Genomic DNA, 14,621 nt, shown 5'->3' on the forward strand with positions numbered 1-14,621 from the left:
CGCGAATCACCCGCACCGGGTGAACCGCTAGTTCAGTGCGTCGCGAATGACAGCAGCCGTGCTGTCGAGAATTGCCCGATTGGGTGTGCGAGGTAGTGCGCGCAGGCCGAAGCCGTCGCCGCGATTTCGCGGAATGACGTGCAGGTGGACGTGGAAGACTTCCTGCCCCGCAACAGCTCCGTCGGAGAGGTGCAGATTCACTCCGTCGATGGGGAGAGGCCCAGTACGCATCGCCGCGGCGATCTTCTGCGCGACCGCAAAGATCCTGGCACCGTCGTCGGCGGCGAGCGTGGACAATCCGCTGGCGTGACGCTTGGGCACGACCAGGAGATGACCGGACGTGAACGGCCGAATATCCATGAAGGCAAGGACATTCGCGTCGTCGTAGACGACACTCGCCTCGGCCTCACCGGCGATGATGGAACAGAAGATGCAGTTCATGGTCTCCGCCCCTGTGCGCCTTTTTGGTAGTCACCACTACCAGAAAGGCGCACGGGGGCGTAGCCCTTACAGAATCGGCGACGGCGCGTACGCCGCAGCTTCGGGGTTGGCGTCGACAAGTTTCCGGACCTCGGCGACAACGGCGTCGACCTGAGCAGACGCGGCACCGACAAAGGCTGCCTTGTCGGCCAGAGCCTCGTCGAGTGCGGCGCGGTCGAGCGGCAGACGGTCGTCGGCGGCGAGGCGATCGAGCAGATCGGGCTCCTTGCCCTCTTCACGCATCGCGAGTGCAACTGCCACGGCGTTCTCCTTGATCGCCTCGTGTGCGGTCTCGCGTCCGACGCCGGCGCGCACGGCAGCCATCAGCACGCGCGTCGTGGCGAGGAACGGCAGGTACCGCGTCAGTTCCTTCTCGATGACGGCCGGGTAGGCACCCATCTCGATCAGCACGGTCAGGAAGGTCTCGAACATGCCGTCGATCGCGAAGAACGCGTCCGGTAGAGCGACGCGACGCACGACGGAGCAGAAGACGTCGCCCTCGTTCCACTGTGCACCCGCGAGCTCGGCTGCCATGGAGCCGTATCCGCGCAGGATCACCTGCAGTCCGTTGACGCGCTCGCACGAGCGGGTGTTCATCTTGTGCGGCATCGCCGAGCTGCCCACCTGGCCGGGCTGGAAGCCTTCGGTGACCAGCTCGTGGCCGGCCATCAGGCGGATCGTGTGTGCAAACGACGACGGTCCCGCGCCGACCTGGACGAGCGCGGAGATGACGTCGTGGTCGAGGGAACGCGGGTACACCTGGCCGACGCTGGTCAGTACGTGCGCGAATCCGAGGTGCTCGGCGACCTTCGCTTCGAGCTGATCGAGCTTGGCCGCATCGCCGTCGAGCAGATCGAGCATGTCCTGAGCGGTACCCATCGGGCCCTTGATCCCGCGCAGCGGGTAGCGGTCGATCAGCTGGCGCAGACGCGTCAGTGCTACCAGCAGCTCGTCGGCGGCCGAAGCGAAACGCTTGCCCAAGGTGGTGGCCTGAGCTGCGACGTTGTGTGAGCGTCCGGCCATCACGATGGACGAGTACTCGGCAGCGCGCTCACCCAGGCGGGCGGCGACGGCGATGCCGTGGTTGTAGACGTGTTCGAGTGAACGCACGATCTGCAGCTGCTCGACGTTCTCGGTGAGGTCACGGCTGGTCATGCCCTTGTGGACCTGCTCGTGACCGGCGAGTGCATTGAATTCCTCGATGCGTGCCTTCACGTCGTGGCGGGTGACCCGCTCGCGGTCCGCGATGGACTCGAGGTCGACGTTGTCGATGACGCGCTCGTAGTCGTCGATGGCGCCGGCCGGAATGTCGATGCCCAACTCTGCCTGCGCACGCAACACCGCCACCCACAATTGACGCTCGAGCACGATCTTGTACTCGGGAGACCACAGAGCAACAAGCTCGGGGCTGGCGTAACGGTTGGCAAGGACATTCGGGATGCGGCTCACGAGGCCTCAGTCTAACGGGGGCCAAGCAGTGCTGTTACCCCCGATAGTGACCGAGCTAGACCGGCGGCGCCATCACGTCGATCGATTCCAAGAGCATTCCCCTGGCCAACCCCCGTGGGTCCGGGTCGTACTCCCCCAGAGCCGTGATCATCGCGCCGTCGACCATCGCGACGAGACGACGCAGTTGCCCCTCGGGAGCCGAGCGGCCCGAGCGTCGAAGCGCATCGGTCAACAGGTCGTCGAGCTGGGCGCGTAGGCGCAACTGCACGTCACGAAGTGCGGGATGACGGGCACACGCGACGAATCGTTCGTAGCGCGAAATCAAACGCTCGCGGCTCTCCGGACGCTTCTCTTCATCGCCGAGCAGCAGTTCGACCAACAGTTCGACCGTTGATTCGGCGCCCCGCCGACGTTGGGTCACCGCAGCCACTCTGGCGCGCATTGCTTCCATGTCGGCGTTGCCGTTGAGCTCGACGGCGCACGCGATCAGATCGTCGAGTGAGTCGAAGTAGTACGTCGTCGAAGCCAGTGGAAGGTCGGCCCTGGTTGCCACCGCTCGGTGACGAACGGCGTCGAACCCGCCTTCCAGCAATAGTTCAGCAGCGGACGCCACCAGAGCTTGGCGACGTCGTTCGCCCTTGGGCGTAGCTGCAGAAGACACCACGACATCGTGCCAGCAGAGGGCACCTCCGCATGGCGAAACAGCTCGAAGACCCTGCTGTTTGTTACCCGAGCCACTTCTCGAGGCGAATCAGCGCCTCCTGGATGTCGGCTGTCGCGCCCGCGAACGAAAGTCTGACCATCCGGTTTCCGTGGACGGTGTCGAAATCGATTCCGGGCGCCAACGCGACCCCGGTATCTGTCAGCAACCGCGCACACCAAGCGGTGGCGCCCTCGTCGCCACACAGATGGCCGATATCCGCGTAGACGTAGAAGGCGCCGTCAGCAGGGGCCAACTCCGTGATGCCCAGTTTCGGCAGTCCGGTCAACAGCAGTTCACGATTGACGGCGTATCGCTGAACGTGCCCGTCCAACTCGACCTTCGCCTCGTCCGAGAACGCCTCGATCGCGGCGTACTGCGAGATCGCGGGCGGACACACCGTCATGTTCGACGCGAGCCTCTGCAGCGGACGCCGCAGGTAGGTCGGCACCAACATCCAGCCGAGCCGCCAACCGGTCATCGAGAAGTACTTGGACACCGATCCGATCACAACGGACTCGCGCGAGGTCTCCCAGGCGCTCGACGTGTGCTGATCGCCGTATCCGATGCCGTGGTAGATCTCGTCCGAGATCAGGAGGGTGCCGTGCTGCTCGCACCACGTCGCCAATGCAGCGAGCTCCTCGGGCGAGATCACCGTGCCCGTGGGATTTGCGGGGCTGGCGACGATCAGACCGGCAGGCGGCGACGGCAAAGCCTCGAGCATTTCCACCGTCGGCTGGTATCGAGTTGCCGGCCCGCAGTCGAGTTCGACGACGTTGCAGCCGAGCGCGGCAAGGGTGTTGCGGTACGCGGGATATCCGGGGCGAGCAACCACCACGGTGTCGCCCTCGTCGAACGCGGCGAGGAAGAGCAAGGTGAACGCCCCGGACGAACCGGTCGTCACCACCACGTCTTCGGCGTCGACGGCGATTCCCGAGCGCTCACTGTGGTAGCGCGCAATAGCTTCGCGCAGCGGCAGGATCCCGAAAGTCTCGGTGTATCCGAGTAGTTCGGTGCCGAGAATCTCTCGCGTCGCACGTAGTACCGGTGCGGGAGCGGGCGTCGACGGTTGACCGGCAGCCAACGTCAGAACGTCACCATGTGTCCGCTGACGTTCGGTCGCGGCCTTCCATACATCCATGACATGGAAGGTCTGGATATCTGATCGACGAGATTCTGAGCGCACACTCCGACGGTAGCCGAACCGTGGTGCGGCAAGAAACGACGACCACCCATTGTGACGATCCGACAGATTCAGGCACTCAGCATGAGTCGATTCAACGAGACCTGGGCCACGTCACTCGCGCAACATTGATCAACGACATCCTTCGATCAAAAGGTGCATCAGATGAAAGCTCGCTCAGTGCCCACCGCGGCTCTGGTCACGATCGGCGTTCTCACGGTTGCCTCGTGCGGAAGCACCTCTGATCCTGGCGGCAATTCTTCCGGCGATTACGCCAAGGACGGCAGCTTCACGACGATCGTGAACACCGACCCCGGCAACCTTCATCCCCTGATCACCAATCTGACTGCCACGCAGGCGATCAACAGCTATACCAACGACTCGTTGTTGGCCATCGACCCCAAAACCCGCGCAGCCGGCCAGTATCTGGCCGAAAAATGGAGCGAGAACGGAACTTCGCTGAACTTCACCCTCAAAAAGGGGATCACGTGTGAAGACGGCACGACCTTCACTGCCCAGACCGCAGCGAACAACATCAACTGGGTCGTCGACAAGACCAACGGCTCGCCGTGGTTGGGAGCATCCGTACCCGAAACTGCGGTAGCAACCGCTGAGGGTGACGAACTCACGATCAAGACAACGGAACCCGCGCCCTTCCTCCTCGAACGCATCGGCGCTCTCAAGTTGGCGTGCCAGGCAGCGCTCGACGACCCTGCCAGTGTTCGAGGCAGTAGCAACGGAACCGGACTGTTCAAAGTCACCGAAGTAGTGGCCAACGATCACGTCACCCTCGAACGCCGCGACGGATACAACTGGGGACCGAACGGCGAAACCACATCGGACACGCTCGGAGTGCCCAAGACGGTCACGATCAAGGTCGTGACCGACGCCGCGACGACGGCGAACCTGGTCCTCACCGGAACGGTCAACGCGGCCCCGGTTGCCGGCTCGGATATCGAACGTGTGGAAGCTTCCGGCCTTGAATCGATGACGTCCAACACCCTGAGCGGACAGTTCATCTTCAACCACAATGCGGCTCTCCCCACCAAGGACGAGGCCGTACGCACCGCACTGGTGCAGGCGATCGATCTCGACGATTACACAGACATCAACACCGGCGGCAAAGGCTCACGCGCTACGGCACTGGCAGTAGTCGATCCGCGGGCGTGCGACTTCGACAGCGTCACCGGTGTAGTTCCGAAGTTCGACATGGCCGCGGCGAAGAAGACTCTCGCGGACGCCGGTTGGAAGCCCGGATCCGACGGCGTCCTGACCAAGGACGGTCAAACGCTGCAATTGACGGTCATCTTTGCCAACTACCGCGACACCACTTCTGCAGCAGCAGAATACGCAATGAAGCAGTGGCAGGAGCTCGGCGCGAAGGTAGAGCTTCGCGGTGGTGACAACAACTTCATCATCTCCAACACATTCGCGGCAAAAGACCTGACGTCATGGTCGATCTCGATCGGACTGACCGTCCAGAGCGACACCCCCAGCATCTTCGTTCCGTACTTCGCCGGCCCCACTCCACCGTCGGGTGTCAACTTCGCATCGATCGACAATCCGAAGTACACCGAACTGGCAGCGAAGGCCTCGGTTCTGCCCGGGCAGGAATCCTGCTCGGTGTGGAAGGAAGCGGAACAAGCACTGTTCACCTCGTCCGACGTCATTCCGGTGTCCACATCGCCGAACTTCATGTTCTTCAACGGCGCGACGGCCCTGTATGCACCGATTGGCGGCACCCTGGCCGGCCCTGGCATCCGCGTTCTGAAATAAGCCGGAAGACAAAGCTTTACGTCTGCATCTATTTCTCCGATTCGAAGGATCTACATGACTGACCGTCCATTTGTTCTCGACGACCTCCACCGTGTGGTCACACCCACTGAGACCGCAATCTCTCCCGACGGCACCGTGGTCGTCTTCGTTCGCTCGGAAATTGTTGCCGGAAAGGCAACTACATCGCTCTGGGCGGTGTCCCGCGATTCCCAGGCTCGCCGCCTCACTGCGGGGCCCGCGGATTCGGCACCTCGGTTCTCTCCGGACGGAACCTCGATTGCCTTCCTCCGTAAGGTCGGAGACTCCGCGCAGCTGCACCTGATCCCGCTCGCCGGCGGCGAGGCCGAAACCCTCACCACAGCAGCATCACTCCCCCTCGGGGCCGGCGCAGCGGCCTGGAGCCCGCACGGAAAAGCCATTGCATTCGCCGCCGTGGTCTCACGTTCGGACTCCACCGACCCGAACGCGCCCATCGTCACCGACCGACTCGGATACAAGGTGGACGGTGCCGGATGGCTCGGAACCTTCCGGCGCCACCTGCACACCGTCGAACTGGAAACGAAGGCAGTTCGACGCCTCACCGACGGTGATTGGAATGCAGACGTTCCGTCCTGGTCACCGGACGGCAAGGCTCTCGCCTTCACAGCGAATCTGGAACCGGACAGCGATCTGAACCTCACGTTCAGCGCCTACCGAATCCTCGTCGACGATCTGTCGGTTCCGCCGCAGCAACTCGGCCACGCCACCGGGGTGCAGGGCTCGACGCTCTGGCACCCGAACGGAGATTCGGTTGTCGCCATCGGCACTCCCGAGGTCCGTGTCGGAACTGCAGACCTGATCCGTCTGTCCGTCCCCGGCCCAATCGAGACACCGGTCGACGTCACCCTCACCGCTCATCTCGATCGCAACGTGATGCCAGGCGCACCCGGTTACCCCGGTGGCACACCGGCACTGTCGAACACCGGCGACGAGATCGTGTTCTGCCTGCGCGATCGCGGATGGACGCATCTGTACGCCGTCGACATAGAAACCGGCACCTCCCGCTCCCTCGTCGCCAATCCCAACGAGGTCGTCGCGGCGCTCTCCGTTGCCCGTAATGCGCGCGTCGCCTCCGTCATCGTCACCACGCAGCAGTCCTTCGGTGAGGTCGCACTCGTCGATCTGGACAGCGGCGCTGTCACCACGCTGACGAAATTCACCGCAGAAGCACTCCCCGAGGTGACCCTGTTTGCCGCCGAGGAACGCGAGTTCACCATCTCCGACGGCCGTACCGTGCACGGCTGGTTGCTGTCCGCTCCCGAAACCGATGGCGCCGCACCACTTCTGCTCGACATTCACGGTGGGCCGCACAACGCATGGACGGGCGTTGCCGACACCTATCACCCCGCCCACCAGGTTCTCGCAGCGCAGGGTTGGCGCATCTTGACCCTCAATCCACGTGGATCAGACGGGTACGGCGAGGACTTCATGTACGCCGTCAACGGCGCCTGGGGCACCTCGGACCAAGCTGACTTCCTCGAGCCGATCGATGCTCTTGTCGCCGAAGGACTTGTCGATGGGGACCGACTGGCGATCACCGGGTACAGCTACGGCGGATACAGCACCTGCCACCTCACCTCACAGACCGATCGCTTTGCCGCGGCTGTGGCCGGCGGGCTGATCTGCGATTTCAACGCCATGGCCGGAGTCTGCGATTTCGGTCCGCACCTCGCCTCACTGGCCACCGGAACGACTGTCCCCGAGAACTCCGCCAAACTCCTGGCTGCCTCGCCCCTCGCCTCCGTGAAGAACGTGGTGACTCCGACGCTGATCCTGCACGGAAAGTCGGACGAGCGGTGCCCGCTGGGTCAGGCCGAGGCCTGGTTCGCGGCGCTGCGCCAGCAGCACGTCCCCACCCGAATGGTGGCGTATCCCGGCGCAAGCCACGGTTTCCTCGTCAACGGCTCGATCGCACACCGAATCGACTACAGCACACGGCTCATCGAGTGGGTGAAGCGATATACCTCGGCGAAGCTGCCCAAGACCGGCCTGGCCAACGCGTCTGCCGGAGCCGATGCATGGAAGCGTTCACTGGACGTACTCTGTGAGCGTTACGGCGTCACCGGTGCTCAATTCGGTATTCTCACACTCGATTCCAGCGGTAAGGAAATCACCCGGACGACTGTGGCTTCCGGCGTGATCAATGCAGACACCGGGGTCGAGGTCTCCACCGACTCCCTGTTCCAGATCGGATCCATCACCAAGGTGTGGACCGCGATGCTGGTCATGCAACTGGTCGACGAGGGCTTGCTCGACCTGGACGCAACCGTCCGGTCGATCCTGCCCGACTTCGCACTGCAAGACGAGGAAACAGCCGCCCGTATCACGGTTCGCGCACTTCTGAACCATCGCAACGGAATCGACGGTGACCTCTTCATCGACAAGGGACGCGGAGACGATGTCGTCGAACGCTACGTCGAGGGCCTGCGCGACTTCCGTCAGGTTCATCCCCTCGAGGATGGCTTCGCGTACTCGAACTCCGCGTACGTCCTGGCAGCTCGTATTGTCGAGGTTCTTCGCGGCGGCATCTGGGACGACATCCTCAAGGAGCGGATCATCGATCCGCTCGGTCTCGCGCACACACTCACGTTGACCGGAGATGCTCCGAGATACTCTGTGGCAGCGGGACATACGGGAAATTCTGTCGTGATGCCCGTCTGGCCGATCACGCGCTCGATGGGGCCGGCCGGCTGCATCACTGCCAGCATCGGAGATCTACTCACGTTCGCCGAACTCGGACTCCTCGAAGGACAGAGCGTCGACGGCGTGCGGATCGTGTCGGAGGAATCAGCCGCCGCGATGCGTACACCCGAAATCGACATCAGCGATCTGTTCCCGGACAAGTCGGGTTGGGGCTTGGGCTGGTTCCACGAAACCTGGTCGGGCGAAGAAATTTTCGGGCACGACGGCAGCACCATCGGGCAGCATGCCTATCTGCGTATCTTCCCCCGCCACAATGTCGCGATCGCACTGCTGACCAGCGGCGGCAAAGCAGACGGCCTCTACCGCGATCTCTTCACCGAAGCCGCGGCCGCGTTGGTCGGACTCGAACCTCCGCAAGCCCTGGCCCCGAACCCCGCGAGTGTGGAGTCGATTCCGGATTCGGTTCTGGGTAAGTACAGCTCGGGCGGAATAGCAATCGAGTTCCGTCGAGGAGAGTCCGCCGACGAAGCCGTGATCACCGTGATCGGCGACGTCATCCCGAATCCCGAGGAAGACGAAACAGCTCCGAAGAAGCCTGCAGCGGTAGCCACTCTCGTACCGTCGCAGATCCCCGGAACCTGGACCACCCGTCAACCGGGAGCGGCCGGTTGGACGACGGTACGGCCGCACCGCGACGGCGTGTACGTCGGATTCCGCTTCCTACCACGGGTTAACGCGTGACCATGACCGATACACATACGATTGCGGAAACACAAAACGCCGAAACACAGAACGCCAGCGAACTCGAGGAATCAAAGATGCAAGAACAGCTTCAAGAACTCGTCGATCAGTGGAGGGTCGAGGCAAACATCCCCGGCGTCTCGGTCGGTATCGTGCACGGTGACAAGGACATCGTCGTCACCAGTGGCATCGAAAGCGTCGAAACCCAGCTCCCGGTCACCGACAAGACGATGTTCATGATCGGCTCCACCACAAAGGTGTTCGCCGCAACAGCCGCGATGGCACTCGTCGAGGACGGACTGCTCGACCTCGACACCCCGGTGGTCGAGTATGTCCCCGAACTGACCTTCGCCGACGAAGAAGCCACCCGCACAGTCACGATGCGTCATCTCCTGACCCACACCGGCGGATTCACCGGCGACGCGGGCCTCTCGGCAGGCTGGGGCGAAGACGCCCTGGGACGCTCGGTTTCACGGCTGAACGAACTGCGACAAGAGTTCCCTGTCGGAGAAGTATTCTCCTACAGCAACTCCGGATTCGTTCTCGCCGGACATGTCGTGGCCAAGATCAGCGGACTGACCTTCGAAGAGCTGGTCAAACAACGCGTGCTGGACCCTCTGGAAATGAAGAATTCGGCGTTCCTGCCCTGGGACGTGATGACCCACCGGTTCGCACTCGGCCACTACATCCGCGACGGTGTGCCGTTCGTATCCAACGAAACCGGACTGGACCGCGGCATGATTCCCTGTGGTGGAATGTGGTCCTCGGTGCGAGACCAGCTCGTCTGGGCACGCTACGCGCTGTCGGGCGAACGCCCCGGCGAAGGACAACCACTCGACGAGTCCACCCGGTTGCTGATGCAGAAGCCGCAGCGTCCCGCAGCGATGATGTTCGAGGAAGTCGGCCTGGGATGGCTGCTGACTCGGTACGGAACCACGCAGGTAGTGCGGCACGGCGGAAACGTCAGCAATCTCCAGGTCTCCGAGTTCATGACGGTGCCCGAGAAGAACTTCGCCGTCACCGTGCTGACCAACGCACTCGGCGGCGGAATCGGCAAGAAGATCGTCGACTGGTCCATGGCCAATCTCACTGAACTACCCGCGCCGGCATCCCTCGACGTGGTCGAGCCCGAACCCGCTGCCGTCGATGCAGTCCTGGGCAAGTATCAGGCAGGCTCGCTGACGATGACCGTCGCCCCCGGTGACGAGGGAATCGGCATCCGGATGGGTAGCGCGCAGGACCTCGGCGAATACGAGGACATCGTCTGGCCGCCGGCGATCCCGATCGCCTTCGTCAACGACCATGACTTCGCTGCTCGCGCCGACACCACCCGGGCGTTGGGCCGCTTCGTCACCGACGAGACCGGTCGCGCCGTGATGCTCGAATTCGGCGGGCGTACCGCCAAGCGAGTGGCGTGATCCTGTAGGCGGGTGACGCGGTCCGATTACGGGACCGCGTCACCCGTCTTCGTAAATGCACAGCCTCGAAGGTACAGACTGGACTCCATGAACTTCATCGGCGAGTCGATTCTGCACCCGTCCCGGTGGAGCGTACGTGCCCGTTCGACCGTGGCATCGACGCTCGTGATCGCCTTCTGCCTGGTGATCGCCGGGCTTGCACTGGTTTTCGTACTGGCGAACTCCCTGCATCTGTCCGCACTGAACAGCTCCGAAGCTCGCGCCACGCAACTGGTCCAGCAACTCAACGGAAAGAACCCGGCCGATCTCGACCCTTCGCTTCTGTCCACAGACAGTCAGATCGGAATCGTGCAGATCGTCGACGCCAACCACCGAATAGTCACCCAGTCTCCCGGAACCGAGAGCGGCCTTCTGTCCGAACAGCTTCTCGGCCCTGACGAGTCGGACACCTTCGGACGGGTGAAAGAGTCGGACGACGAGGACTACTGGCTGGTCGGACGCGGCGCTCGGACGCCGACCGGACCGGTGACCGTCTTCGTCGGTGCCGACCGCGAACCGGTTGAAACCGTGGTCATCACCGTTGCCGTTCTGCTGGCCATCGTCGGCCCTCTGGTTCTGGCGCTGGCCGCATTTGCCACCTACCGCCTGGTCGGTTCGGCCCTCGCTCCCGTCGAACGCATACGCGCTCGGGTGGCCTCGATTTCGAGTCGACAGGGTGAACGGGTCCCCGTCCCGGCCGGGAACGACGAGATAGCCCGGCTGGCAACAACAATGAACGACATGCTCGCGCGCCTCGACGAAGGCGCACTGGCCCAGCAACGATTTGTCAGCGATGCCTCACACGAATTACGTAGTCCACTGTCCACGATCACGACGGCTCTCGAACTCGCACACCGACGCCCGGATCTCCTCGACGATGCATTGATCGAAGACGCACTACTTCCCGAGGCGCGCCGGATGCGGCAGTTGATCGAGGATCTGTTGATTCTCGCGCGCTCGGACGAAAGCGAACTCGAAAAGATCGGTACCTCCGTCGATGTCGACCTCGACGACATCTTGTTCGCCGAGAAGAAAAGGATCGATGGTTTCTCCGACGTCAAGGTCACCGCTGCCGTGGCTCCGGTTCGCGTCTCAGGAGACCCCCGAGCGTTGACGCGAATGGTGCGCAACCTGGTCGACAACGCGGTGCGGCATGCCGAGACTCTCGTGCATCTCGAGTGCTCCGAAGCCGGCCACGAAGCCCATATCGTGATCGAGGACGACGGGCCCGGAATCCCTGCAGCAGAACGCGAACGAATCTTCGGACGCTTCGTCCGCCTGGACCAACCACGGTCGAGGCAGGGAGGCGGGTCCGGACTTGGACTCGCCATCGCGTCGGAAATCGTTGCGGCGCATCACGGAACCATCACCGTCAGCGAAAGAGAGGGCGGCGGAAGTCGATTCGAGGTGACAATTCCGGTACCGAACGACTGAGGATCAGGCAGTCCCGACAAAGCGGTACCCGACACCTCGAACGGTTTCGATGCTGTGAGTTCCGAACGGCAGGTCGACCTTCTTACGTAGGTAACCGATATAGACCTCGACGATGTTCTCGTCACCTTCGTAGTTGCGGTCCCAGACGGAGCGGACGATCTCGCTCTTGGTGACCACAACTCCGTTGTTGCGCATCAGGAACTCGAGAACGCTGTACTCACGAGGCGTCAAGGTCAATTCGCTTCCCGCTCGCCGCACCTGATGTTTGGCAGGGTCGAGGGACAGGTTTCCTATTGTGAGTATCGCCGGACGTTGCGGAGCGCCTCGCCGCACCAGAGCACGCAGCCGCGCGAGGAGGACGACAAACGAGAAGGGCTTGACCAGATAGTCGTCGGCACCGAGGTCGAAAGCATCAGCGAGGTCGTATTCGCCGTCCTTCGCGGACAGCATCAGGATCGGCGTCCAAATCTCCCGGGCGCGTAGGTCCCGCACGATGTCGTATCCGTGTTTGCCCGGCAACATGATGTCGAGAACTATCACGTCGAATTCGTCGCTGCAGGCAGTCGCGAATCCGTCGTCCCCGTTGACTTCGACGGCGGTCACGAATCCCTCGGCCACGAGTCCCCGCCGGATCGTCTCGGCCAGGCGCACTTCGTCTTCGACCACCAGTACTCGCACCACCGGCCCCGTTTCGTCGACACACAGTTGTTCGGATGCACCCAGTAGAGCAGACGGTTGACCCATGACCGAGTTCTGTTCAGCGTTTCTTCAGCTTCAGATCGTCACACTGCATTCATGCCCGCAACTGTATCGACCGTGCGAAACGTGGTCACCGAAGTCCTGACCGAGAGCACCACCGCAGAGATTGCGGTTGCCGCAATCGTGGTAGCCGCAGCTCTGTTCGCGTTCGGTTCGATCTACCGAGCTTCCAGCGTTCGGTCTACAGTCCTCCGCACATGCGGACTCGTGCTTGCACTGGTGACGCTGTCGATCCAGGTGTATGGAAACGGCTGGTTGACGAGCTTCGACGGGCCGGTGACCGACTGGATGGTCGATCATCGGAGCGGCACCCTGAACCAGATAGCGGTCGCAGTCACAGATCTCGGCAGTCCTGTCGCCACCGCATTGCTCGGGGTCACCTGCGGCGTGCTCATCTCGTGGCGAGCGCGTTCGGTAGTTCCAGGCTTGATCGTGATCGGAACCGTTGGCGGTGCAGCGGTTGCCAGCACAGTCGTCAAGGCACTGGTCGGTCGCGAACGTCCGCCGACCAATATCCAAGTACTTCTCGAGACCGGCCACTCGTTCCCGTCTGGTCACGTGACCGGAACCGCAGCGTTGTTCGGCATCGCGGTTCTCGTTGTGAGCATCGACCGAACACCGGCCGTCAAACGCCTTCTGATGCTCCTCGCCGTGACGGTCACCGTCGTCGTCGCGCTCACTCGCCTCTACTTGGGAGCGCACTGGCTCACCGACGTCATCGGCGGAGCCATTCTCGCGACGCTTGCAGTCACTGTGGGCGGGGCAGTATTCCGGTTCGTCGGCACCCTAAGCCAAGCCGAATCGACTACTGCTGCAGTGTGCTCTGCAGAACCTTCAGCACTTCACGCGCCGCAGTCGGTCCGGTATTGAGGTAGAAGACGTCGTCGTCGACAGCAACGGCGTGGTTGGCAACAACACCATGTAGCTGCGCCCACAACGGCGCGTTCGTCAACGCCGCCGGGTCCCCGCCCTGCACTCCGTAGAAGATCCAATCAGCGTCCGCCACGTTCAACTCCTCCTCACTGATGTCTCGGGAGGTGTCGTCGAATTGCTGCGACTCCGGACGCGTCAGGCCGGCATCCTGGGCGATACTGCCGGTGAACGAAGGAATGCCGAAGATGCGCAGCCGATTTCCGTTCTGGCGGGTGAACGACACCGTCGGCGGCGACGAGAGGGAAGCACCGAGGGCTGCGGCATCCGCGTTGAAGGTGTCCAGTAGTGCCGTCGCCTGCTGTGTCCTGCCGATTCCGTCCGCAACGAGCAGGAAGTCCTGCTTCCAGTTGACGCCGGTCCCCTGTGTTGCCACGGTGGGTGCAATCGCCGAAAGCTGGTCGTACAGCGAATCAGCATCCTTCCCTGCAACATTCATCAAGATCAGGTCAGGATCGAGCTTGACGATCGCTTCGAAGTTCGGTGTGAAGCGACCACCTGCGTCGACGACATCACCTAACTGAGTTCGGTATTCGGGGTATGCGGCCGACAAGTACGGCGGCACCAGATCCGCACCGTCACCACGCGTCGAACCTGCCGGCACGACACCGAGCGACAGGAGCGCATCGGCCTGTCCGGTCGAGATCACTACAACCTTCTCCGGCTGTGATTCGATCGTGGTGTCCCCTTTGAAGTGTGAGACGGTGCGGGGAAATTCGCCGTCCGACTTCCCGCTCCCCATGCCGGCGGGGACTTCTCGCGGAGCGACAAACGCAGAGTCCGACGGCGCCGACGCACTGATCTCAGGATCTGTGGTCGAGGCGTCCTCACTCGAGCAGCCACTGAGAGTCGCCACCAAGGCCAGTGCGCCGATCAGCAGTGCACTGCGTGACTTCATTCGAAAATTCATGATCGTGTCCCGTACGTCGTGAAGCATGCCTGCTTCATGTTTCGTCATGGTTAGGTGAGCCTACCCTTTAGAAAACTGTAAACTATATCTGTGTCAGATACAGTTTCAGGGCGTGGCTCA

11 protein-coding genes are annotated in these 14,621 nt (G+C 62.5%); 5 read left to right on the plus strand and 6 right to left on the minus strand.

Going from position 1 to position 14,621, the window contains the following annotated elements; genetic code table 11:
• Window positions 1–27: 27 nt before the first annotated feature.
• From ACFQ6H_RS14965 to ACFQ6H_RS14980, 4 genes are all read right to left on the minus strand, one after another.
• A complete protein-coding gene (locus tag ACFQ6H_RS14965) occupies window positions 28–441 on the minus strand; it encodes an HIT family protein (protein ID WP_378646954.1) in 414 nt (137 codons plus the stop codon).
• Between the two features lie 66 nt (window positions 442–507).
• Window positions 508–1,929, minus strand: coding sequence for an adenylosuccinate lyase (purB, locus tag ACFQ6H_RS14970; RefSeq protein ID WP_378535344.1), 1,422 nt, complete (start codon window positions 1,927–1,929; stop codon window positions 508–510).
• 55 nt (window positions 1,930–1,984) lie between these two features.
• Window positions 1,985–2,590 (minus strand): TetR/AcrR family transcriptional regulator, encoded by a 606-nt coding sequence (locus ACFQ6H_RS14975; RefSeq protein ID WP_003945736.1) that lies wholly within the window; start codon window positions 2,588–2,590, stop codon window positions 1,985–1,987.
• 64 nt (window positions 2,591–2,654) lie between these two features.
• On the minus strand, window positions 2,655–3,815 hold the full coding sequence (locus tag ACFQ6H_RS14980; protein ID WP_378448852.1) for a pyridoxal phosphate-dependent aminotransferase: 1,161 nt from the start codon (window positions 3,813–3,815) through the stop codon (window positions 2,655–2,657).
• A gap of 162 nt (window positions 3,816–3,977) precedes the next feature.
• Between ACFQ6H_RS14980 and ACFQ6H_RS14985 the strand changes: the two genes are divergently transcribed.
• From ACFQ6H_RS14985 to ACFQ6H_RS15000, 4 genes are all read left to right on the plus strand, one after another.
• Complete coding sequence (locus tag ACFQ6H_RS14985) at window positions 3,978–5,588, plus strand: ABC transporter substrate-binding protein (RefSeq protein ID WP_378646956.1); 1,611 nt, start codon at window positions 3,978–3,980, stop codon at window positions 5,586–5,588.
• A 54-nt stretch (window positions 5,589–5,642) separates the two neighbouring features.
• On the plus strand, window positions 5,643–9,011 hold the full coding sequence (locus ACFQ6H_RS14990; protein WP_378646958.1) for a serine hydrolase: 3,369 nt from the start codon (window positions 5,643–5,645) through the stop codon (window positions 9,009–9,011).
• Between the two features lie 2 nt (window positions 9,012–9,013).
• Entirely contained in the window at window positions 9,014–10,429 is a 1,416-nt protein-coding gene (locus tag ACFQ6H_RS14995) for a serine hydrolase domain-containing protein (RefSeq protein WP_378535334.1), read from the plus strand.
• Window positions 10,430–10,516: 87 nt separating this feature from the next.
• Window positions 10,517–11,902, plus strand: coding sequence for a sensor histidine kinase (locus ACFQ6H_RS15000; protein ID WP_378646960.1), 1,386 nt, complete (start codon window positions 10,517–10,519; stop codon window positions 11,900–11,902).
• Between the two features lie 3 nt (window positions 11,903–11,905).
• Here ACFQ6H_RS15000 and ACFQ6H_RS15005 read toward each other — a convergent pair whose 3' ends face one another.
• A complete protein-coding gene (locus ACFQ6H_RS15005) occupies window positions 11,906–12,580 on the minus strand; it encodes a response regulator transcription factor (protein WP_378646996.1) in 675 nt (224 codons plus the stop codon).
• 117 nt (window positions 12,581–12,697) lie between these two features.
• On the opposite strand from ACFQ6H_RS15005, the gene ACFQ6H_RS15010 reads away from it, so the two are divergent.
• Complete coding sequence (locus ACFQ6H_RS15010; RefSeq protein WP_378646962.1) at window positions 12,698–13,531, plus strand: phosphatase PAP2 family protein; 834 nt, start codon at window positions 12,698–12,700, stop codon at window positions 13,529–13,531.
• On the opposite strand, the gene ACFQ6H_RS15015 is transcribed toward ACFQ6H_RS15010, so the two are convergent.
• Complete coding sequence (locus tag ACFQ6H_RS15015) at window positions 13,467–14,549, minus strand: ABC transporter substrate-binding protein (protein ID WP_378646964.1); 1,083 nt, start codon at window positions 14,547–14,549, stop codon at window positions 13,467–13,469. The two genes, ACFQ6H_RS15010 and ACFQ6H_RS15015, sit on opposite strands and share 65 nt — an antisense overlap.
• Window positions 14,550–14,621: the final 72 nt, after the last annotated feature.

This window comes from Rhodococcus sp. NPDC056506 (assembly GCF_042794945.1).
Classification (GTDB): Bacteria; Actinomycetota; Actinomycetes; order Mycobacteriales; family Mycobacteriaceae; genus Rhodococcus_F.

What these genes read in the sequence shown, in the direction of transcription:
- ACFQ6H_RS14990 (WP_378646958.1), top strand. Translation starts at nt 5,643, where the DNA reads ATGACTGACCGTCCATTTGTTCTCGACGACCTCCACCGTGTGGTCACA.
- ACFQ6H_RS14985 (WP_378646956.1), top strand. Translation starts at nt 3,978, where the DNA reads ATGAAAGCTCGCTCAGTGCCCACCGCGGCTCTGGTCACGATCGGCGTT.
- ACFQ6H_RS15010 (WP_378646962.1), top strand. Translation starts at nt 12,698, where the DNA reads ATGCCCGCAACTGTATCGACCGTGCGAAACGTGGTCACCGAAGTCCTG.
- ACFQ6H_RS14995 (WP_378535334.1), top strand. Translation starts at nt 9,014, where the DNA reads ATGACCGATACACATACGATTGCGGAAACACAAAACGCCGAAACACAG.
- ACFQ6H_RS14965 (WP_378646954.1), bottom strand. Translation starts at nt 441, where the DNA reads ATGAACTGCATCTTCTGTTCCATCATCGCCGGTGAGGCCGAGGCGAGT.
- ACFQ6H_RS15000 (WP_378646960.1), top strand. Translation starts at nt 10,517, where the DNA reads ATGAACTTCATCGGCGAGTCGATTCTGCACCCGTCCCGGTGGAGCGTA.
- ACFQ6H_RS15015 (WP_378646964.1), bottom strand. Translation starts at nt 14,549, where the DNA reads ATGACGAAACATGAAGCAGGCATGCTTCACGACGTACGGGACACGATC.